The organism is Amycolatopsis cihanbeyliensis (assembly GCF_006715045.1).
Lineage (GTDB): Bacteria > Actinomycetota > Actinomycetes > Mycobacteriales > Pseudonocardiaceae > Amycolatopsis > Amycolatopsis cihanbeyliensis.
Genome location: NZ_VFML01000001.1, coordinates 3,398,453 through 3,416,002, shown reverse-complemented (window position 1 = coordinate 3,416,002; position 17,550 = coordinate 3,398,453). Strand labels below are relative to the sequence as shown.

Annotated in this window: 23 protein-coding genes and 1 tRNA gene; 3 read left to right on the top strand and 21 right to left on the bottom strand. The window is 68.0% G+C overall.

The window, feature by feature from the left end:
* Window positions 1-6 precede the first annotated feature (6 nt).
* From rfbA to FB471_RS15045, 3 genes are all read right to left on the bottom strand, one after another.
* Window positions 7-888 (bottom strand): glucose-1-phosphate thymidylyltransferase RfbA, encoded by an 882-nt coding sequence (gene rfbA / locus FB471_RS15055; RefSeq protein ID WP_141998875.1) that lies wholly within the window; start codon window positions 886-888, stop codon window positions 7-9.
* 114 nt (window positions 889-1,002) lie between these two features.
* Window positions 1,003-2,163, bottom strand: a complete 1,161-nt coding sequence (locus FB471_RS15050; protein ID WP_142001961.1) for an exo-alpha-sialidase — start codon at window positions 2,161-2,163, stop codon at window positions 1,003-1,005.
* An 85-nt stretch (window positions 2,164-2,248) separates the two neighbouring features.
* The gene (locus tag FB471_RS15045; protein WP_141998873.1) at window positions 2,249-2,740 is read right to left on the bottom strand and encodes a YajQ family cyclic di-GMP-binding protein; all 492 of its coding nucleotides are present in this window, start codon (window positions 2,738-2,740) and stop codon (window positions 2,249-2,251) included.
* A gap of 117 nt (window positions 2,741-2,857) precedes the next feature.
* Here FB471_RS15045 and FB471_RS15040 point away from each other — a divergent pair.
* Window positions 2,858-2,939, top strand: a tRNA-Tyr gene (locus FB471_RS15040).
* A 121-nt stretch (window positions 2,940-3,060) separates the two neighbouring features.
* Here the strand turns inward: FB471_RS15040 and FB471_RS15035 are convergent.
* From FB471_RS15035 to FB471_RS14955, 18 genes are all read right to left on the bottom strand, one after another.
* On the bottom strand, window positions 3,061-4,464 hold the full coding sequence (locus tag FB471_RS15035) for a tyrosine-type recombinase/integrase (protein WP_141998871.1): 1,404 nt from the start codon (window positions 4,462-4,464) through the stop codon (window positions 3,061-3,063).
* Window positions 4,464-4,649 carry a helix-turn-helix transcriptional regulator gene (locus tag FB471_RS15030; protein ID WP_141998869.1) on the bottom strand — a complete coding sequence of 62 codons (186 nt, stop codon included), beginning with the start codon at window positions 4,647-4,649 and terminating at the stop codon, window positions 4,464-4,466. The genes FB471_RS15035 and FB471_RS15030 overlap by 1 nt, the downstream gene beginning before the upstream one ends.
* Window positions 4,650-4,836: 187 nt before the next feature.
* Window positions 4,837-5,982, bottom strand: coding sequence for a DUF3631 domain-containing protein (locus FB471_RS15025; protein ID WP_141998867.1), 1,146 nt, complete (start codon window positions 5,980-5,982; stop codon window positions 4,837-4,839).
* A gap of 24 nt (window positions 5,983-6,006) precedes the next feature.
* The gene (locus FB471_RS15020) at window positions 6,007-6,471 is read right to left on the bottom strand and encodes a hypothetical protein (protein ID WP_141998866.1); all 465 of its coding nucleotides are present in this window, start codon (window positions 6,469-6,471) and stop codon (window positions 6,007-6,009) included.
* Window positions 6,471-7,268 (bottom strand): DUF4417 domain-containing protein, encoded by a 798-nt coding sequence (locus tag FB471_RS15015; protein ID WP_211358037.1) that lies wholly within the window; start codon window positions 7,266-7,268, stop codon window positions 6,471-6,473. The genes FB471_RS15020 and FB471_RS15015 overlap by 1 nt, the downstream gene beginning before the upstream one ends.
* Window positions 7,265-8,200: a bifunctional DNA primase/polymerase gene (locus tag FB471_RS15010; RefSeq protein WP_141998864.1), complete on the bottom strand. Its 936-nt coding sequence runs from the start codon at window positions 8,198-8,200 to the stop codon at window positions 7,265-7,267. Before FB471_RS15010 ends, FB471_RS15015 begins: the two co-directional genes overlap by 4 nt.
* 102 nt (window positions 8,201-8,302) lie before the next feature.
* Complete coding sequence (locus FB471_RS35070; RefSeq protein ID WP_281287397.1) at window positions 8,303-8,425, bottom strand: hypothetical protein; 123 nt, start codon at window positions 8,423-8,425, stop codon at window positions 8,303-8,305.
* A 234-nt stretch (window positions 8,426-8,659) separates the two neighbouring features.
* A complete protein-coding gene (locus FB471_RS15005; protein WP_246076414.1) occupies window positions 8,660-10,939 on the bottom strand; it encodes an FtsK/SpoIIIE domain-containing protein in 2,280 nt (759 codons plus the stop codon).
* Between the two features lie 50 nt (window positions 10,940-10,989).
* Window positions 10,990-11,952, bottom strand: a complete 963-nt coding sequence (locus tag FB471_RS15000) for a hypothetical protein (RefSeq protein WP_246076413.1) — start codon at window positions 11,950-11,952, stop codon at window positions 10,990-10,992.
* Window positions 11,952-12,467: a hypothetical protein gene (locus FB471_RS14995; protein ID WP_141998862.1), complete on the bottom strand. Its 516-nt coding sequence runs from the start codon at window positions 12,465-12,467 to the stop codon at window positions 11,952-11,954. Before FB471_RS14995 ends, FB471_RS15000 begins: the two co-directional genes overlap by 1 nt.
* Entirely contained in the window at window positions 12,464-12,790 is a 327-nt protein-coding gene (locus FB471_RS14990; RefSeq protein WP_246076412.1) for a hypothetical protein, read from the bottom strand. Before FB471_RS14990 ends, FB471_RS14995 begins: the two co-directional genes overlap by 4 nt.
* Window positions 12,791-13,357, bottom strand: coding sequence for an RRQRL motif-containing zinc-binding protein (locus tag FB471_RS14985; protein ID WP_141998860.1), 567 nt, complete (start codon window positions 13,355-13,357; stop codon window positions 12,791-12,793).
* Window positions 13,357-13,734, bottom strand: coding sequence for a hypothetical protein (locus FB471_RS14980; protein WP_141998857.1), 378 nt, complete (start codon window positions 13,732-13,734; stop codon window positions 13,357-13,359). Before FB471_RS14980 ends, FB471_RS14985 begins: the two co-directional genes overlap by 1 nt.
* On the bottom strand, window positions 13,731-14,102 hold the full coding sequence (locus FB471_RS14975) for a hypothetical protein (protein WP_141998855.1): 372 nt from the start codon (window positions 14,100-14,102) through the stop codon (window positions 13,731-13,733). The genes FB471_RS14980 and FB471_RS14975 overlap by 4 nt, the downstream gene beginning before the upstream one ends.
* The gene (locus FB471_RS14970) at window positions 14,099-14,287 is read right to left on the bottom strand and encodes a hypothetical protein (protein ID WP_141998854.1); all 189 of its coding nucleotides are present in this window, start codon (window positions 14,285-14,287) and stop codon (window positions 14,099-14,101) included. The genes FB471_RS14975 and FB471_RS14970 overlap by 4 nt, the downstream gene beginning before the upstream one ends.
* Complete coding sequence (locus FB471_RS14965) at window positions 14,287-14,493, bottom strand: hypothetical protein (protein ID WP_141998852.1); 207 nt, start codon at window positions 14,491-14,493, stop codon at window positions 14,287-14,289. The genes FB471_RS14970 and FB471_RS14965 overlap by 1 nt, the downstream gene beginning before the upstream one ends.
* Window positions 14,490-14,957, bottom strand: a complete 468-nt coding sequence (locus FB471_RS14960; protein WP_246076411.1) for a Pycsar system effector family protein — start codon at window positions 14,955-14,957, stop codon at window positions 14,490-14,492. The genes FB471_RS14965 and FB471_RS14960 overlap by 4 nt, the downstream gene beginning before the upstream one ends.
* Window positions 14,957-15,196: a hypothetical protein gene (locus tag FB471_RS14955; protein ID WP_246076410.1), complete on the bottom strand. Its 240-nt coding sequence runs from the start codon at window positions 15,194-15,196 to the stop codon at window positions 14,957-14,959. The genes FB471_RS14960 and FB471_RS14955 overlap by 1 nt, the downstream gene beginning before the upstream one ends.
* Window positions 15,197-15,398: 202 nt before the next feature.
* Here FB471_RS14955 and FB471_RS14950 point away from each other — a divergent pair, with 202 nt between their 5' ends.
* On the top strand, window positions 15,399-16,196 hold the full coding sequence (locus FB471_RS14950) for a GntR family transcriptional regulator (RefSeq protein ID WP_170220814.1): 798 nt from the start codon (window positions 15,399-15,401) through the stop codon (window positions 16,194-16,196).
* Window positions 16,197-16,200: 4 nt separating this feature from the next.
* Window positions 16,201-17,049, top strand: coding sequence for a glycosyltransferase (locus FB471_RS14945; RefSeq protein ID WP_141998845.1), 849 nt, complete (start codon window positions 16,201-16,203; stop codon window positions 17,047-17,049).
* Window positions 17,050-17,550 lie beyond the last annotated feature (501 nt).

The following is a 17,550-nucleotide window of genomic DNA, read 5'->3' as shown; positions in this document are numbered from 1 at the left end:
CCCGGTTCAGCCGGTCGCGCCCGCGGCGGCAGCCACGTTCATCACGTACTCGCCGTAGCCCGACTTGGCCAGTTTGCTGCCGAGGGCATGACACTCGTCCGCGGTGATGTAGCCCATCTGCAGCGCGACCTCCTCGACGCAGGCGATCCTGATCCCCGTGCGATGCTCCAGCACCTGCACGAACTGGGCGGCCTCCAGTAGCGAGTCGTGCGTTCCGGTGTCCAGCCAGGCGAACCCGCGGCCGAGGTCGACCAGCCGGGCGCGGTCCTGCTCGAGATAGGCGCGGTTGACGTCGGTGATCTCCAACTCGCCACGGGTGGAGGGGCGCAGTGACCGGGCGATGTCCACCACCTGCCGGTCGTAGAAGTAGAGGCCGGTGATGGCTTTGTTGGACCGGGGCCGCGCCGGCTTCTCCTCGATGGCGACCAGCCTGCCGGTGCCGTCCACCTCGCCGACGCCGTAGCGTTGCGGATCCCGCACCGGGTAACCGAACAGCGTGCAGCCGTCCAGGGCGGACACCTCCTGCCGCAGCCGCCCGCCGAACCCCTGGCCGTAGAAGATGTTGTCGCCGAGCACCAGCGCCACGTCCTGGTCACCGACGAAGTCCGCGCCGATCACGAACGCCTCGGCCAGGCCGTTCGGGCTCGGTTGCTCGGCGTAACCGAACTCCAGTCCCCACTGCCCGCCGTCACCGAGCAGCCGGCGGAAGTTCGGCAGGTCGGTCGGGGTGGAGATGATCAGGATCTCCCGGATACCGGCGAGCATCAGCACCGAGAGCGGGTAGTAGATCATCGGCTTGTCGTAGACCGGCAGCAGCTGTTTGGAGACCGCTTGGGTGATCGGGTGCAGCCGGGTGCCGCTCCCGCCTGCCAGGACGATGCCCTTCATGTGCCGCTCCTCCCGTGGACCCTCCGGATGCCACCGTAGCGGCTCCCTCACCCGTCCGTGGCACCATCGGCCCGGATCAGCCACGAGCTGGGGGGTCGGCGAGGGGACGCCCCGTCAGGCGAGCGGCCCCTTGCCGAAGTACGCGCGGCACACCCCGTCCGGGTCGTACTCGGCCGCGATCTGCAACACGTTCTTGCCGTCGTCCACCGGCAGCAGGGTGGAACTGTAGTTCGGGCAGGGGTTGTTGAACGGCTTCCGCACGTGGACCGGCGCCGGCCGCGGATGCCAGGGCCCCGCGCCGAGCCGGTCGTTGATCAGCAGTGTCCTCCCGTTGCCCGGTAGCGGCTTGCCGCCGTCGGTGACGTAGATCTGGCCGACCATCACCAGCCGGACCCCGTTCGGTCCGGGGAAGAGGGTGACCGTCTGGGCGTGCTCGAAGTGGTGGCCCTCCGCGGTGGTGATCTGCGTGCCGGGCGCGGCCGGATCACCGAAGTTCGCCCCGTCCGTGGAGATCTTGTAGTACGGATCGCAGTAGTGGTCGGCGAAGTTGCAGATCTCGTACCCGAAGTAGTACCGGCCGTCCGGCAACCTGCGCACGACGGGCATACCCGGGCGGACCGGGTGCGGGGGGATGGCCATCGTGCGTTGCTTGGTGCCCCAGTGGACACCGTCGTTCGAGGCGACCCGGTTGAGGACCTGGGCGTAGCGCGGTGCCTCGGTCTCGTCGGCGTAGTGCATCCAGAGGGTGCCGCCGGCGTCCACGTTGAACTCCGGTTCCCAGATACCGTCGTGGTTGTGCGAGCGCGCGCCCTCGGAGAGGAGGGACCAGCTGCGCCCGAGGTCCCTGCTGGACCAGATCTTGATGGCGACCCTGCGGTTCGGACCCGCCCGCAGGCCGTAGCTCGCCGCCCAGAGCAGGGTGCCCGCCCGCAGCCTGCCGACCCGCTGCGGCAGCTCGTACAGCGTGCCGCAGCACATCCCCGCGCGGCCCTCCGGATCACGCACCTCGCCGACCTGGTGGAAGCTCTCGCCCTCGTCGGTGCTCTCGTAGATGGCGGCGTAGTCTCCCCAGCCGTCCCTGCTGTTCACCGACGCGATGATCCGCCCGTCCCGGCCGAAACCGCCGTGCTCCGTGCGGATCAGCCTGGGGTAGGCACCCTTGTCGGGGTGCAGCAAGGCGCGCTCCGCGGCCGCGGCGGCGGGTACGGGCGTGACCAGGCCGGCGAGCAGTAACAGGGCGAACAGGGACCCGGAAACCCTGGCACGACGACGCATCATGTTCCTTCCATGCAGTGATCTTGCGATTACAGCATGGAGTGACCCCCGGCGCGCGGCAGCGACGCGCCAGGTTACGGCCTGCTCACCGGTAGTTTATGAACTGCAGGGCTATCTCGAAGTCCTTCTCCTTCAGCAGGGCGATGACGTCCTGCAGGTGGTCCTTCTTCTTGCCGGAGACGCGCAGCTGATCCCCCTGGATCTGCGCCTGCACCCCCTTGGGGCCCTCGTCCCGCACGTACTTGGCGATCTGCTTGGCCTTCTCCGAGGAGATGCCCTGCACGATCTTGCCGTTGATCTTGCAGACCTTCCCGGACATCGCCGGCTCGCCGACGTCGAACGCCTTCAGCGAGATCCCGCGCTTGATCAGCTTCTCCTTGAAGACCTCCACCGCGGCAAGCGCCCGTTCCTCGGTCTCGGCCTCGATCGTCACGGCCTCCTCGCCCGCCCACTCGACCTTGGCCCCGGTGCCGCGGAAGTCGAACCGGGTGGACAGCTCCTTGCTCGCCTGGTTCAGCGCGTTGTCCACCTCCTGCCGGTCCACCTTGCTCACCACGTCAAAAGAAGGATCCGCCACGTGTCCACACCTCGTGCTCGGTTGATAGTGATGGGTCACAGCCTAGCTTGGTGATACCCGCTCGCCGGTCCGCCACGGCGTTCGGTACGCTCTTCACCGGCCGGTTCGCCGGTCCCCGGCGGGTTGCCCGAGCGGCCAAAGGGAGCTGACTGTAAATCAGCCGGCATTGCCTTCGGGGGTTCGAATCCCTCACCCGCCACACCAGCCAGATCGGCCCCGTGACCTGCACAGACAGGACACGGGGCCGATCTTGTGTGGTCCGGCCGTGTCCGGCGATGTCCGGCTGTTTAGGTCCGACCGTGGCCAATGCGTGGCCGCACTCAGCCGCTGGTGAAGTTCTGTCGGAGCTTGGCCCTGTCGGCCTGGTCACCGCCGTCGAGACAGCGCGCGTAGACCCTCAGCAGGACTGAGAGGCTGTGTCCGGCCCACTCAGCTACCCGCATCGGTGAGACACCACTGTTGAGCTGGGTTGAGACTGCGGCGGCTCGCAAGTCGTACGGACGCTTCGCCAGCGGCCCCGCGGCGACCTCGGCGGTGAACACCTGCTCGCGTGCGGCGGCCCACACTCGCCCGTAGACGCTGCTGCTGACCAGTCCCCCGTCGCGCGCTCCGCGGAACAGCCGGCCGTCTGGGGCCGTACCGAACCTGGTGAGGTGTCGGTAGAACAGTTCGGTCAGCGGTGGCGGACAGGGCACCGGGCGGCCGACCCCTCGTTCCCGGTGTTTGAGCGGGCCAGCTTCGCCGGCCTCTCCGGAATCCGTCCACTCGCCGCTGATTTCTGGTCGTGCGGAATCCAAGTTTATGTCACCCCAGCCGTAGGTAACCTCGCCGGTGACTGGATCCTGCTCCGGTGGCGGCAGGTCAAGGTTACTTTCTTTTAGGTTCCCTGCTTCTTCCGGCCGTAGCGCCGCATAGTAGATGGAGCCAAAGAATGCTTCCAGTGGTGGACCTTGCTTCCCTGACATTCCCACCGCGGAGATCAGCATCCGGCCTTGCATCGGATTGCACACAGACTTGGGGTCGACCTGTCGTAGAGCAACCTTCCGTTTCTTCACCTTTATCCCTTGTAGGGGGTTCGAGTCCAGATACTTCTTCTCGATAAAGAAGTCAATTGCGTTCCGCAGAGTGATCCGACGCAATCGAACCGTATTCGCGGACGCCCGATTCCCGTCCAATTTCAGATCGAGAGCACGGAGCACGGCGCGCAGAGTGTCCGGGTTCGTCAACTCTGAGACGTTCCTGCTCGCTTTGGCTGCGACGGTCAGTGCCTGTCGAATATCCGGTTGCAGCTCGCCGTTGCGACTCCGGGGGTTGAACGCGGTCGTCAGTGCTTTGCGTAGCAGCTTCGGGTCCGGCAGGTTTCGGCCGTCCAGCATCGGTACCGTGATGGCCGTCAGTGACTGGGCAATGGATCGGCGGTACTTCGGCGCCGAATCCGGCCATTTCATGTCCGCGTATTCGCATGCTGCCTGGTACCAGGTCACATTGTTGGTCTTATTCTTGGTCTGCGATACCGGAAGTCCAGTATTCAGACAGAACGGTTCCCCGTTGCGTGCCGCGGTCACCAGGCGTGCCCGGAATCCGTCCGCGAGAGTCGAAGTCGAAAACGACTTGCCGAACGGTTCTCCGCCGACCTGCCAGCGTACGCGGTAGCTCGTGACCTTCCCTTGCTTATTCTTGCGAACTTGCGTCGTCCATACGCGAACGTCGAAAGTGGTTTCCACTAGGCAGCCTCCCAGGTATTGAGCCAAGACTCCAGGTCGATTCGGAGGATGCGGATCTGTCCATTGGGGAGTTTGATGCAACGGGGTGCGCGTCCCTTAGCCCGCCATTCATAAAAAGTCGATCGTGCTATGGCTAGTTCTTCGCAAAGCTGTGCAATAGTGAGGTGTCGACGCTTGGTGCCCATGCGGCTGATGTCTCCTCGGCGGCAAGGTGGAAACGGTCGATGGGTCGGTGCATGGGGGTACTCCCTTCGGTCCGGAAGGTGGCGTTGTTGACCGCTGGGGTGGGGGTGCCGTCCCAGGCGTACCAGCGTCGTTTTTGCTGGTCAGGTGTGGTACGGCTTGTTGGGTGGTACGGCTTGAGCCGTACCGCTATGCGGAGCCGTACCGCTTTAAGCTGGGGATTTGAGCCTGGTACGGCTGGGACGGGTCTCCCCCGGGGGAGGTGTCGGGTTGGGGGCAGTAGCGCTGCCAGGCGTCGGTGAACTCGGCGCGTTGGTAGCCCTTGGCTTGGCCGCTGCCGGGGAATCGGATGGTGGCGGATCGGATGCCGTATTCGCGCAGCAGGGCGCCCATTTTCATGGCGGTGAGTCCGGTGGGGCCGTACTCACCCCAGGGGGATTCGGGTATGGCGCGCAGGCGGGAGAGCAGCTCGGTGGTGGGCAGGGCCAGTTCGTCACCGAAGGCGGTGCGGCAGTCGGCGAGCAGCCGGAGCCGGTCGGACATTTCCTCGGTGTCGCTGGCTTCCTGGGTCAGGGCTAGGGCGGCGGTGCGGGCGCGGTGGGGCCAGTCGTGGCCGGCGTGGTCGGCGACGGTGATGAGGGGTTCCCAGGTGTCGGCGGCGCGGTCTTCCACGGGCATGTCGGGCTCGGCGGCTTCGAGGGTGGTGATGTTGTCGCGCAGCCAGGTGGTGACCTGCCCGGCCAGGGTGCGGAGGGGGTCGCGGTCGCGGCGGGAGCGGTAGGGCGCGACCTTTTCACCGGTGGTGCGGCGGCGCATGTGGACCACGACGGCGCGGTCTTCGATGGTGTCGGGCATGGCGCCGATGCCGGCGAGGGCGGCCATGGCGAAGGTGGGGATGGTGACCACCTTGGAGGTGGCGGCGTCGTAGCGCAGCGCGGGACGGCCGCGTTGGTGTCCGGCGTTGAGCAGTCCGCGGAGGTCTTCGTTGGGGTCGGCTTTGGGGCCGAAGATGGTGTCGGCTTCGTCGACCAGCAGGGCGGGCGGGTCGGCGGTGATGGAGCGGTAGACCGCGGCGGGGGAGGCGTTGACGGTGATGAGTGGGTCGTGGCAGGTGGCCTCGACCACGTCGAGCAGGCGGGACTTTCCGCAGCGACGCTCGGGGGCGCGGATCACCAGGCGGGGTGCGTGCGCCCAGGCGGGTTGTGCGTGGGTGGCGGCGATCCACAGCACCACCGCGTCGGTGACTTCCTCGGAGGGCAGGGCCACGTAGCGGGTGAGTGCGTCGCGTAGTGCGGTCAGCAGGTCGGCGCCGGTTGGCGTGGTGTGGGTGGTCATCGGGTGATGTCCTTCCGGCGAGGCTCAGCGGTCCCAGTAGTCGGGTTCGATGGCGATGAGGTGTTTGTGTTCGCTGCCGATGCGGATGGCGGCGGTGTGGTCGGCGTCGGTGAGGGTCTTGCGGTTGGAGTCCGGGGCGAGGTGCACCAGCCCGGTGCGGGTCATGCTGAGCAGGAGTTGGTCCAGCTCGGCGTGGTCTGGGTTGCCCAGTGCCTCGCGCAGGCGGACCAGCCGGATCCAGTCCTGGGGTTTGCTGGCCAGCTCGGTGTAGGCATCCAGCAGGCGGGACTCCAGCCCACCCGCGTCCGCACGCTCGCCCGTGTCGTCCTGCTCGGTTGGTGACGGCTCGCCCTGTTCCGGGCGGGGCTGCTCGGCCGGTTCCTCGGTGGGTGGTTCGGGGCGTGCGGTGGCCTCGGGTGGCAGCAGTGGCTCGGCTGGGCCGTGGTCGGGCTGGCGGGGTGCGCGGCCTTTTCCTCCTCGGCCTCCCATCACCGACCACCCCCGGCCGGGTCCTGCTCGGTTGGTGCCGTCCCGGCTCGTTGCCGGGCACGGTGGGCTTCGTGGGTGGCCCAGCGGGTGGGGTAGTACCGCACCCGCGTGCCGGGCGGCACCACGGCGGCGGCTGGCTCGGGCAGGGCCCGGCCGTAGACCAGCACCACGCTGGGGGCCAGCCGGTGCAGCATGGCGGTGAACCCCTCGGCGAACAGCTGGCGGGCCTCGGGGTCGCGGAGGATGCCCACGGTGGAGATCGCCACCACCGACCCGGTCGGGATCCCGGCGAAGGCGAATCGGTAGGTGTCCGGGGTGGACCACGACACCGTGGGGACCACCTGGATGCCGTGGTGCAGCAGCCAGGCGCCGCACCAGCGGGAGCGGTAGACCTGCCACAGCTGCATCGCGGGCGGCATGGTGGCCCAGAGGCTGAAGTCCGGGGTCAGCGCCGCACCGACGCTCGCGCAGCGGGACAGGCCGCGTTCGGGCTTGGTCCACACGGTCTCGAACCGGAAATCATCCAGGAAGAAGTGGATCGCGGCCTGCTCGCGGTCCCGGTGGGCGGCGGCGGTGGTGGCCTGGTGCCGGGCGGTGTAGGGCACCAACCGAGCAGGCACGAGCCGAGCCACTGGGAGGCTGGGAATACCCCACTCGTTGTCCGAGGCGAACAAGGCGCGGGTGTTGAGCCGGTCCCAGTTACCGGGCTGCTCCGCCCAGCGGTGACTGGTCCGGGTGGCCCCAAGCGCGGCGACCGGCGCCAGCTTGCTCGGTTCGTGCGCGGTGGGTGTGCTCATGCGGCGTCCTTTCGGATCGTGGCGTCGGTGGCGGGGTGGCGGGGCTGTGTCATGCCGGCGGGCAGGCGGGCGTCGATGACGCGGGCGACTTCGGCGCGGGTGCATCCGCAGTCGGCGGTGACGAGGTGTTGGGCAGCGACGAGGAGGTCTTGGCGGGCGGTGAAGTGGTCGAGCAGTCCGGCGCCGACGATTTGCCCGACTCGGTAGGCCGCGCGGGACAGGACTTCGTTGTGGTGGCCTGGGGGTGCCTCTCGGACGGCGCGGCATTCCTCGGCGAGTCCGGTGGTGGCCCAGGCGTCGGGCCGCGCCACGGGCTTCTCAGCGCGCTCTGAGAGCGCCGCTGCGGGTCGATGGGAGAGGGCCTGGACCAACCAGCCGGGGAGTTCGACCGGGTCGGTGTCGTCTTCGAGTTCGTAGCCGCCTTCGGGTAGCACCGAGCCGGGTCCGAGGACGTAGCCGCCGGTGGCGCGGCTGTCCAGCCAGGTGGCCAACAAGCCCTTGGTGTTGCGCAGGGTCACGCCGGGTGGGGTGGTGAAGTACAGGTGGCGCCCGCCGCGGGGGGTGGTGACGGTGTAGGTGGTGGGCAGGGTGACCCCGCGCTCGGTGGCCAGGCGCGCCAGCGCGGTGGCGCCATCTTCTGCGTCGCTGCTGTCTTTGGGCTGGTCGCAGTCGAGCACGGTGAGCTGGGCGGGGCCGGTGGCGATGCCGATGTTCCAGGGGTGGGTGGCCCAGGCGTGGGTGATGCGGTCGGGGTCGGTGGTGGCGTACTGCTCGGGGGTGAGGTGCCCGTGGGCACAGGTGCCGGTGCGGGGGCAGCGGTCTTGCCGGTGCCCGTGGGGAATCTTGGTGCCGGGCTGGATGGGGAAGACGGGCCAGCCCATGGTGGCGAGGTACAGCGCCCAGTCGGTGAGCGCGTGGTGTGCGGTATCCATGACGGCGGGTTCCTTTCCGGATTCGAACAATGAACGGACGGTGGGTGCTGCCGGGCCGGTGAGGCTCGGGCCGGTCACCGGCCCGGCAGCGGCTCAGCGGGGTTACTTGGTGGCGCAGGCCGGGCACATGACCTGTCCGGCGGGGACGGGTCGGCCGCAACCGGCGGCGCAGGTGGCGGTGAAGCGGACGATCAGGTGGGCGAGGTGGCGCAGTCGGGTACCCATCACACGGTCCTTCCGGCGGTTACTGTGTGTATCTGCGGGTGGGTGTGGTCGGGTCGGCCCTAGAGGGCTTCCGGCGTGGGTGACGCGGGGATGTCCCGGGATGTCGCAGGTCAGCGCGGGAGCGGTCTAGGTACCTAGAGTCCTGGTCATCGGTTTGTGGGTGTCTAGGGTGGGGGTCTAGGTCTAGGGGCGGTCCGGTCTAGAACACGGGCCACCCCTAGCCCACCGTGTTGATTACTCTCGGTTGTTTTTGGCGGTGGTGAGGGCGTCGCGGGTGTAGCCGTTGCGGTTGCTGCCCTTGCCGGTGGTGGGGTCGGTGTCCCAGACCTGGCGCGGCTTGACTCCGTGCGGTTTGAGCGCGGTGGCGAGGTTGGCCGGGCTCCACCCCTCGTAGGAGCGGGGTCGGAGTTCGGCCAGGCGGGTCACGATGGTGTCGGACCAGAGTTTGTTCTCACCACGCTGGAACACCGCGAGCGTGTCGGACAGCGGGTCCAGCCGTTCGGCGTCGATGTCGACCGATTCACCGGCGGCGTGGCCGGTGATGGTGCCGGCCTGCTCCCGCAGCAGCCGCGCTCCGGACACGATCTTTTTGGCTTCGGGGCCGTCTTTGTAGACGCTGCGCACGATCTTCGCGTCGTCACCCTCGCCGGCCAGGTAGCCGATGCCGCGGTCGGAGCGGGCGAACATGGTGGCACGGACCCCGCTTTTGTACTGCGAGGTGCCCAGCACCATGTCGTTCTCGGTCTGTCCCTGCACTTTCAGGCAGAACCGCAGAATGGCGTTCGCGGAGATCCCGGTCGGCAGCGACTTCGCATCCGGCCGCTGCGTCGCCGCGATCAGCGTGATACCCAGCGCGGGGCCACGCTTGACCAGGTCGGTGCAGATCTCTTCCAGCTCCCGGCCGTACTCGGCGTGCTCGAACCACACCTGACACTCATCCACCGCGACCACGATCGGCCCCAGCCGTAGATCCTGCCGTGCGGCCAGTGCCGGGGTGACCTTGTTGTCCGGGCACACCGATTCGGGCAGCGACCGGATCACCTTGGTGCGGCGGCGCAACTCTTCCCGCAGCTCGCGCATCTCCACGACCATCCGTTCCAGGTCCTCAGGGTCGTCGCCGACCCCGTAGGCGTGCGAGACGGGCGCCAGGGGCGCGAGGTCCCCGGTGCCTTTCAGGTCGTAGTTGTAGAGCACCGCGCGCGGGTCCAGCGCGGCCATGAGCATCAGTTCCCGCAGCGTGACCGTCTTACCCATGCGGGGCATCGCGCCGATCACCACGGACGCGAACATCAGCGTCACCGGCACCCACCGGCCCCGCTGATCGGTGCCGAAGGGCTGGGGGCGGAACAGGTCCACCACCGCGCCCGGCTTGCCCAGCGGCCACACGGGCTGCTTGGACCTGGCCATGTCCTTGTCCCCGACCCACAGCACCAACCGGCCTTCGTGGACGCTCATGTCGCCTTCCGGCCACACACAGCCGAGCTGCCGCCGAAGCCCCGAGGACAGCTCTTCCCGCTTCGCGATCACGTCGCCGGCGGTCACCCCGGGCGGCAGGTCGATGTCCGCGCGCCACCCGTCGCCGTCGCGGCTGATCGGGTTGGGAAACCCGACCGCGTCGGGCCGTTTGGCCAGCGCCTTGTTTAGCTCCCCGATCCCCAACGCACCCAGGGCCGTGATGATGGTGTCACTGGTCAGCTTCGGTGCCCGCTCGGCGTTCACCGCACGCGACACGACCGGCCGGTCACTGGGCGCGCCCCGCCACCCGAGCACGACCAGCGTGGCGACCAGCAGTGTCCAGTTCCACAGCGGCGGTAGGTAGGTCACGGCCAGCACCACCACGGCGGCCAGCGCCAGCACGGCCAGCAGCACCGGCAGCGACCGTTTGCGCACGGCGTCGTTGCGGGCCTCGCGCAGGGTCATGTACTGGGAGAACTCCTGCCGGTCGCGGGCGGTCATCCGTACCGGCTTGCTCTCGGCGTCGAACACCCAGTCGCGCACGCGGCGCAGGCCACGCAGGACCGCGCCGAACGAGCGGAACACCGCCACCGGCACATACACCGGCAGCAGCCGCAACCCGTGGAACGTGGTCACATGCGCCGCGTAGCGCAGCAGGAACACCACCCGCGAGCGGATCTCGGCACCCGAGCGCAGCCACGACGCGACCAGCGGCCGTGCGGTCGCTTCGGATATCTGCTCCCACCACGACGGCTTGTCCTCCGGCAGGTCCACCGGCACCGGCCGGCGCGGCTCGGCGGGATCGTCCACGATCTCACCGTCGATCGCGGCATCGGGAACGATCTCGGTGTGGGGCCGTAGCGGCACCACGTTGCTGCCGGCTGCCGCACCGTGCGTGGTCTCGGTCGTGTTCGCCGGGGTGGTCACGTCCCCGTTCATGCCGGTGTTCACGCCGGTGGGGTTGGTGGTGTCCGCGGGGGTGTTCGCCGGCGTGGTCGCGGACGCCGGGGTCAGGTCGTTCACGGAACGGTCATCAGCATCGGGCGTGGGGGTGGTCATGGGCTCCTCAACAGGGTGGTCGCGGTCGGGCCGGTCAGCGGGTTGGGTCATCAGGCCGCGCTCCTCTCCTGGATGCCCGGCTGCTGTGCCGGGTCGGGCTCGGACTCGGCGACCGGCTCGGCGGCAGCCGGGGTCGCGGGGACAAGCTGCGCGCGCAGCGCGTCCGCCACGTTCTTGCTGGTCGTGCGCTTGCAACCGGTCACTTCGCGGACCCAGGCGGGGGTGATCTCAATCCCCGGCGCCCACGCCGCGCGGGCCTCGCTCACGTAGGCGTCCCGCCCCTTGCGGTGCCCGGACGCGCGGCCGGCGGCCGTGCCGCGAGCACGGGCCGCGGACCGCTGCCGCGGGCGCGGCGCGGGTGACTCGGCGACCGTCTCCGGCCCGGTGGTGTCCGACTCGGCGACTGGCGTCGCTGTGGTGGTCACCGAGTCGTTCTCTGCCGGGGTGGTGAGGGGCTCGGCGGGGGTGTTCACTGCGGCCGTTTCGGCGGCGCGGGTGACCGACTTGGTGAGCTGGTCGCGCAGCCCCGGTGCGGCTTCGGCGGCCAGGAACACGATGAACGGCGGCACCGAGTGCAGCACCACCCCCGACAGCGACAGCGCGGCCCAGGACTGCCAGGTGTTCATCGTGTAGGTGGCCAGGAACGCGAACCACTTCGTGCGGTTGGCCCACCGATCCGGCGGCAGCTCGTAGCGGGCGGTGATCTGCTCGGCCCGCAGCACCGCAATCAACACCAGCGACACCATCGGATCCAGCAGCCACGCCGCCACCCACGGCAGCGACCACGCCGCGGCGCCCTCAGCGGCGAAGGTCTGGACGTTGACCATCGTGAACGCCAACCCCAGCGCGATACCCAGCCACATCAGCACATCCACCGTCTTGCGGACCCGCTCCACCGCCAACGCGACCACGTCAGGGTGCTCGGACAGGCGGCGCACCTCACCCGCGGCGTCGGCGTCCTGCCGCAACCGATCCGCCTTCGACAACGGCACATGCTTCGCGTCAGCACTCATCAGGCGGCCACCTCCCCGAACTCAGCCGCGGGCAGTGCGGCAAGCAGGTGCTCAGCGAAAGTTCGGGTCACGCGAGTACCGACCTCGCCGAGTTGGCTATGCCACCACGACAACGGCGTATCGACGGCAAGTCCGACCGTGCGGCAGAAGTCCGCGAAGGTGGATAGGTGTTGCACTCGCATCGGGTCCGGCCGGAAGGCCAGCGTCGTTGACAGGGCCGCCACCGGCCGCGCGCCGACGACATCGAGGAATGCGCCGGAGGGGGTGAACACTCCCATGTGGATCCACCTCCACCTACCGGCCGGGCGGGTGGTGCCCTCCACTGACCCGAACGACCAGCCGGTGGTCTCGTGGATCGCGCAGGCCAGTAGGTGGCAGTAGCCCCACTGGTACAACTCCCGCGCTTCCGCATCGACCACACCCGGCCGGATCTGGAACACCGTTTGTCCATGCTCGGTGGCAAGCGGGACCACCAGCTCTACCGGCGACGACCGGCCCAACAATGTGACACTCATCGGTGGCCTCCCTTGCTGGTGTGAACGATCTCGGTGATCGCGAGCAGCCGCGCGACCGCGGCCCCGGCCAGCAGGGCGGGCACGGCCAGCACCACCGCAGTCACGACGGGGTGGTTGATCCAGGTGATGGCGGCCCACTGCACGCCGGCGATCAGCGCGGCCGTGACCAGCGTGCGCAGCGCGTTGCCGGTCATCCGGGTCACGGTCCGCACCCCGGTGCGGGCACGGCGAGCCGACTTGCGGCCCCCGTTCCACGCGGCGAACAGCCCGAGCAGGGCCAAGCCACCCAGCACATAGAGCACGGTCGAGGGAATCGAGGGCATTCACGCCACCCCCTTCGCCGAGCCAGGCCGCGCGGGTCGGGCGGGTCGGTGAAGCGGGATCACCCGCGCTATCCGCTCCGGGACCTGCTCGGCGTGCTCACCAGCGGCCAGGGTCGGCGTGCCGGTCAGGTAGTCGTGCAGGTAGTCGGTCGGGTCGAGCTGACCGAGGGTGTAGCGGCACGGTTCGCACGTGCGGTGCGCCCGCGGCAGCTCGGCGTACCCGGTCTCGCCGCACTGGCGGCAGGTCCGCCGGGCGGCCATCGCCTTGGCCAGCGCAGCCCGCCGGGCCGGGGTCATCGGCCGCACCGGCTGTGCCTTCTCGATCAGGAACAACTCGGCGACGACCTGCGTGCACGCCTTGCGGCACCGGAAGTACAGCAACGCCACGGGGTCTTGCCCGCCGGGCCGAAGCCCCATCGCGCGAAGCTGCCTGCGGGTGGCCAACTTCTCCTGCGGGCCGATGCCCCACGACAGCAGGGGTAGCCCCTCCAGGGTGCCGCGGGTGAACTCGGGCAGGTCCGACCACGGCACCGGACGCAGATCCCACGGAAACCGGCGACCAGCCATCACCGACCACCCCCCTCGGGTGCGCCCGTGACGGTCAGCGGGGCGTACTTGGGGCGGCAGACCTGCCCGGTCATCACATCGGCGTCGGCCGACATCTCCACCACGACCGGGCCAAACGCGACACGGGCGGTGCACCGCTCAGCTCCGTTGTGGATGGTCGGATCGGCCCCGGAGTCCACCGCCGCGGCGTGGAAGGACGCCAACGCGCCGCGCGGGTCCTCGGTGTAGCGGGTCAACGGCTGGTACAGCGTCCCGAGCATGTACCGGCAGTCCTCCGCCAGCTCCGGATGCGACTCCAACATCGCGGCCAGCCGTCGTAGCCCTTCGGCCTGCTGCCGGGCCAGCGCCCGCGGATCACGTTCGTCAACCGTGTTCACCGGCCCTCACCCCCAGCCTCGGTGACCGCGGCGTGGATGAGGTCCAGGGCGGCGTTCTGCACGTGGGCGGCGTCCTCATCCAGCCCAGCCGCATGCAGCGCGGCGGCCAGGTCGAACAGCCACGTCAGCCGCGCGGCCTCGAACGTGCGGCTCTCCAGGAAGGCCGACTGCTTCGGACGGCGGCCCACCACGTCGGCCAGCTCCGCAGACCAACGCACATCCACGGCCGGGGTCAGGGTGTCTACCATCGGTGTCCTCTCCATGTCGCTTGCTGAGTAGGTGGTGGGGAGCCCCGGCCCGGCGGGCACGTTCTTGGCGGAAGGGTCCGCCGAGCCAGGGTCAACATCGGTGATCAGAAGACGAGTCATCGACGCCCGCCTCCCCGCTTGATGCGCTGGCAGGCCGGGCACGGCTTGCCAGACCGGAAGCCGAACAGGCGCCAGGTGTCGGTCTCGTAGTCGCCCGCTTCGGCCGTCTGGCCGCACAGCGCGGTGACCTTGCCGTTCCACCACGACCGCTTCGCCGTGACGTGAATGACCTGTGTGTTCTTCATCAGGCAGCCACCCCCAACAAGGCGGCGGCGTGCCGGTGCGCCTGCGTGGCCTGCTCGGCGGCACCCTGGGTGCCCTGCTCGGCCAGGTGCTCAAGTGCCACGGCCTTGCGCTCGTACCAGGCAGCCACCACCCCGTGCGGCGCGTCGACGGCCGGGCGGGACAGGTGCAGCCGGCCCAGCTCGGCCAGCACGTTCGGCGTGCTCATGCGACCACCGCCAACACCAGCGCGGCCAACAGCACCGACAAGCCACAGGTCAGCGCCGAGATGGCGCGGGAGACCCGCCGGTACTTCTCCACCGCCACGCTGCCCAACTGACACACGTGCTCGGCCACCTGCGCCTGCGCTGCCTCACTCGTAGCCTCGAGCAGGGCAGTCGGCCCCTCGTAGGCCGCGTGTAGCCACGTGCCCGGGGGCGGATACTGCGACAACCGCGGCCGGACCGCTGACAGCAACAGCAACACCGCCACAGCCACCGGCAACACCGCGGCCCACAGCGCCACGATCGCGGCCACCGACACCTCACGCGTCGTCAGCGCGATCAACCCGGCCAGCGCCACCCCCACCAACGACAGCAAGGTGGTGGCCTTCGTGTCCGCCCGGCGCAGCTCATCCCGCGCCTGCTCATGCGCCATCTCCAACCGAGACGGGAAACCCGCAACACTGCTCATCACGCGGCCTCCCAACCCAGCTCAGCCGGGTCAAGCCGCACCGGCAGCGACCGCAACACCACACGGCCCGCCCGCCGCGCAGCCCGCCGCGCCCGCCGCTGGTCGGTGAAGTCCCGCGACACCCGAACCGTCGCCGAGCACTCCCCGGCGACCAGCTCCCGGTCAACCTCGTCCAGCAAGGCATCAATGACCGACTCGGTCAGGCCATCCGGATACACCTCACCCGGACCCCCCGACACGTCCGCAACCGCCCTGACCTGGCGATTTGTGATCCGTCCCGTACTCATCTACGTCCTTCCGCTCGACCCTTCCGGATCTATCCCGGGTTGGATCAACCTTCCCGGGATAGCTGAACATCATGCTTGCGCAAGCACCCCGGGGATGTCAACACCATCCCGGGATGGATTTGGCAAGCCCAGGAAGGCGTGGGACGATGAGTGCATGGAACGGGTAGACGCGAAGGCGGTGGCTGCCAACCTCAGGGCGGCTATCCAGCGGGGAGAGTTCGGTCCTGGCGAGCCGTTGCCGACGAACGAAGAGCTGCGGCAGACCTATGAGTGTGGGAAGAACACCGTGTCAGCGGCTATCCAGTTGCTGAAAGGTGAAGGATTGCTGACCGGTGGTGGCGGCGAGCGGGTACGTGTCCGGGTAGCACCGACTGTCATCCACCGAAGCAACGAGCGCTACCAGGTCGAGAAAGACTTGGTTCGGGCGAGCGAAGAAGAGCGGCGTGGTGGTGGCGTTGCCGAACTCGACTCTGGTGTGCAAGTCGGTGCTCTAAACAAGAATACGACTACCTATGAGGTGAAGAATCCGCCGCCCGATATCGCGAAGGCGCTTGAACTCTCGGTCGAAAGCTATGTTCTCCACCGCGTATACTTGCGTCAGCACAAGGAAGGTGAGGGGTTCAGTCGGACTCTGTCATACATTCCTTATTATGTCGTGAAGGACTTCCCGCCACTGCTGGATGCCAACAATGAACCGTGGCCAGGTGGTACCCTCCATCAGTTATACACAGCCGGTGTCGAGGTGGCTAAGATCATTGACCATGTGTCTGCTCGGATGCCAACAGGTGAAGAAATCGAACTATTCGACATCCCATTCAATGTGCCAGTGATGCCAATTCGAAAGATTAGCTACGACACAACGGGACGGGCAGTTGAAGTAACAGACATGCTCACTCCTGCTGACCGGCTAAATCTTACTTACGTAACGAACCTAGAGCTGTGGGAGGAATAGGCCAGTGGCCACGCTTAGTCTGATTACAGTTGTCACGCCGGTCATAAATGGCGGTCACCACTACTTGCCGGAAACGTATGAATCAATCCGGAAGCAAGAACTACCGCCTGGGTGGAGTTGGCAATGGTGTGTTCAGGAAGATGGTGATACGGGAGAGCCCGGGGCCTTGCTGCCGGATGACTCCCGGATCTCATATGGAACAGCCTTGCCGGGTAGGGCTGGAGTGACGCGCACAATGGCTTTGTCTCGTGCCCGCGGGACGCTTATCCGCACGTTGGATGCCGACGATGTCCTGCTGCCGGGAGCCTTGGCACGTGACATCGAGGCTCTCAATCGAGTTGGATGGTGCACATCGGCCGCCTTGGATCTTCATGCAGATGGAACGATGACGCCCGGACCAAACGATCCGCCGGATGGGCCGCTGCCGGCAGAGTTCTTTTATCGAGAACAACAGGAGAACCGCTTATCGGTACTTGCGGCGACATTCGCCGCGCATATCGACCTCGTTTGGGCACTTGGCGGCTGGACAGCGCTAACCGGCGCCGAGACGATCGGACTGCTACTCGCGGCCGAAGCGGTAAGCGCAGGTGAATTCATTGCCGAACCAAGCATGCTCTATCGGAAACATGGCGATCAGACCACCGCATCCGAACGCTACTGGGATGACGGTGAAAGCGACGCTCGGCTGACCATTGCGCTTGAACGAGCAAAGGCGCTCCGGGGGATGGGTTGGAAGTGGCAGCAGCCGCGGCCGTTCGATCCGGCAGCATGCGAGGCTGAAGAGCAGGACCGCGCCCAGCTTCCGCCGGAAGGTCGGCAAGCCGCCGCAATGGCGCGGATGACGACGCAGTAGGGCTCCGCGAGGGATGGCGGCCCGTCCAGCGTGTGTCGAGAGCCGTCAAAGTGCTGGACGGGCGCCCGTGATCGCGCTCCGGCGGGTCAGCTAAGACGGGGCATTGGCCAATGCCTGGCCACGCATGCTGATGGCACCTCGAAAGTGCAGGTCAGTGCCGGTGCTGACGATCCACTGTAAATCAGCCGGCATTGCCTTCGGGGGTTCGAATCCCTCACCCGCCACACCAGCCAGATCGGCCCCGTGACCTGCACAGACAGGACACGGGGCCGATCTTGTTGAGTCCGGCAGCGTCCGGCTGAGACCGGCCCGCTACGGCTGGCTGTCCCTAATGCGTCCCAGAGTTCAGCGGCCGCGTAGGGATCGCTCCGCCCGCTCCCTCGCCGTCGCCTCGCCCCCGTGGTATCGAACTTCTCACGCTACAGAACGCCAGCATGCACGCTGGAGCCATGGGCAGGCCCGGCGGGGCACTGCAGTTGGCCCGATCCGTTCTAGAGGGAA

Excerpts from the sequence above, each read along its gene's own strand:
- rfbA (WP_141998875.1), bottom strand. The coding sequence starts at position 888 with ATGAAGGGCATCGTCCTGGCAGGCGGGAGCGGCACCCGGCTGCACCCG.
- FB471_RS15050 (WP_142001961.1), bottom strand. The coding sequence starts at position 2,163 with ATGCGTCGTCGTGCCAGGGTTTCCGGGTCCCTGTTCGCCCTGTTACTG.
- FB471_RS15030 (WP_141998869.1), bottom strand. The coding sequence starts at position 4,649 with ATGGGCACCAAGCGTCGACACCTCACTATTGCACAGCTTTGCGAAGAA.
- FB471_RS15025 (WP_141998867.1), bottom strand. The coding sequence starts at position 5,982 with ATGACCACCCACACCACGCCAACCGGCGCCGACCTGCTGACCGCACTA.
- FB471_RS15020 (WP_141998866.1), bottom strand. The coding sequence starts at position 6,471 with ATGGGAGGCCGAGGAGGAAAAGGCCGCGCACCCCGCCAGCCCGACCAC.
- FB471_RS15015 (WP_211358037.1), bottom strand. The coding sequence starts at position 7,268 with ATGAGCACACCCACCGCGCACGAACCGAGCAAGCTGGCGCCGGTCGCC.
- FB471_RS15010 (WP_141998864.1), bottom strand. The coding sequence starts at position 8,200 with ATGGATACCGCACACCACGCGCTCACCGACTGGGCGCTGTACCTCGCC.
- FB471_RS35070 (WP_281287397.1), bottom strand. The coding sequence starts at position 8,425 with ATGGGTACCCGACTGCGCCACCTCGCCCACCTGATCGTCCGCTTCACC.
- FB471_RS15005 (WP_246076414.1), bottom strand. The coding sequence starts at position 10,939 with ATGACCACCCCCACGCCCGATGCTGATGACCGTTCCGTGAACGACCTG.
- FB471_RS15000 (WP_246076413.1), bottom strand. The coding sequence starts at position 11,952 with ATGAGTGCTGACGCGAAGCATGTGCCGTTGTCGAAGGCGGATCGGTTG.
- FB471_RS14995 (WP_141998862.1), bottom strand. The coding sequence starts at position 12,467 with ATGAGTGTCACATTGTTGGGCCGGTCGTCGCCGGTAGAGCTGGTGGTC.
- FB471_RS14990 (WP_246076412.1), bottom strand. The coding sequence starts at position 12,790 with ATGCCCTCGATTCCCTCGACCGTGCTCTATGTGCTGGGTGGCTTGGCC.
- FB471_RS14985 (WP_141998860.1), bottom strand. The coding sequence starts at position 13,357 with ATGGCTGGTCGCCGGTTTCCGTGGGATCTGCGTCCGGTGCCGTGGTCG.
- FB471_RS14975 (WP_141998855.1), bottom strand. The coding sequence starts at position 14,102 with ATGACTCGTCTTCTGATCACCGATGTTGACCCTGGCTCGGCGGACCCT.
- FB471_RS14970 (WP_141998854.1), bottom strand. The coding sequence starts at position 14,287 with ATGAAGAACACACAGGTCATTCACGTCACGGCGAAGCGGTCGTGGTGG.
- FB471_RS14965 (WP_141998852.1), bottom strand. The coding sequence starts at position 14,493 with ATGAGCACGCCGAACGTGCTGGCCGAGCTGGGCCGGCTGCACCTGTCC.
- FB471_RS14960 (WP_246076411.1), bottom strand. The coding sequence starts at position 14,957 with ATGAGCAGTGTTGCGGGTTTCCCGTCTCGGTTGGAGATGGCGCATGAG.
- FB471_RS14950 (WP_170220814.1), top strand. The coding sequence starts at position 15,399 with ATGGAACGGGTAGACGCGAAGGCGGTGGCTGCCAACCTCAGGGCGGCT.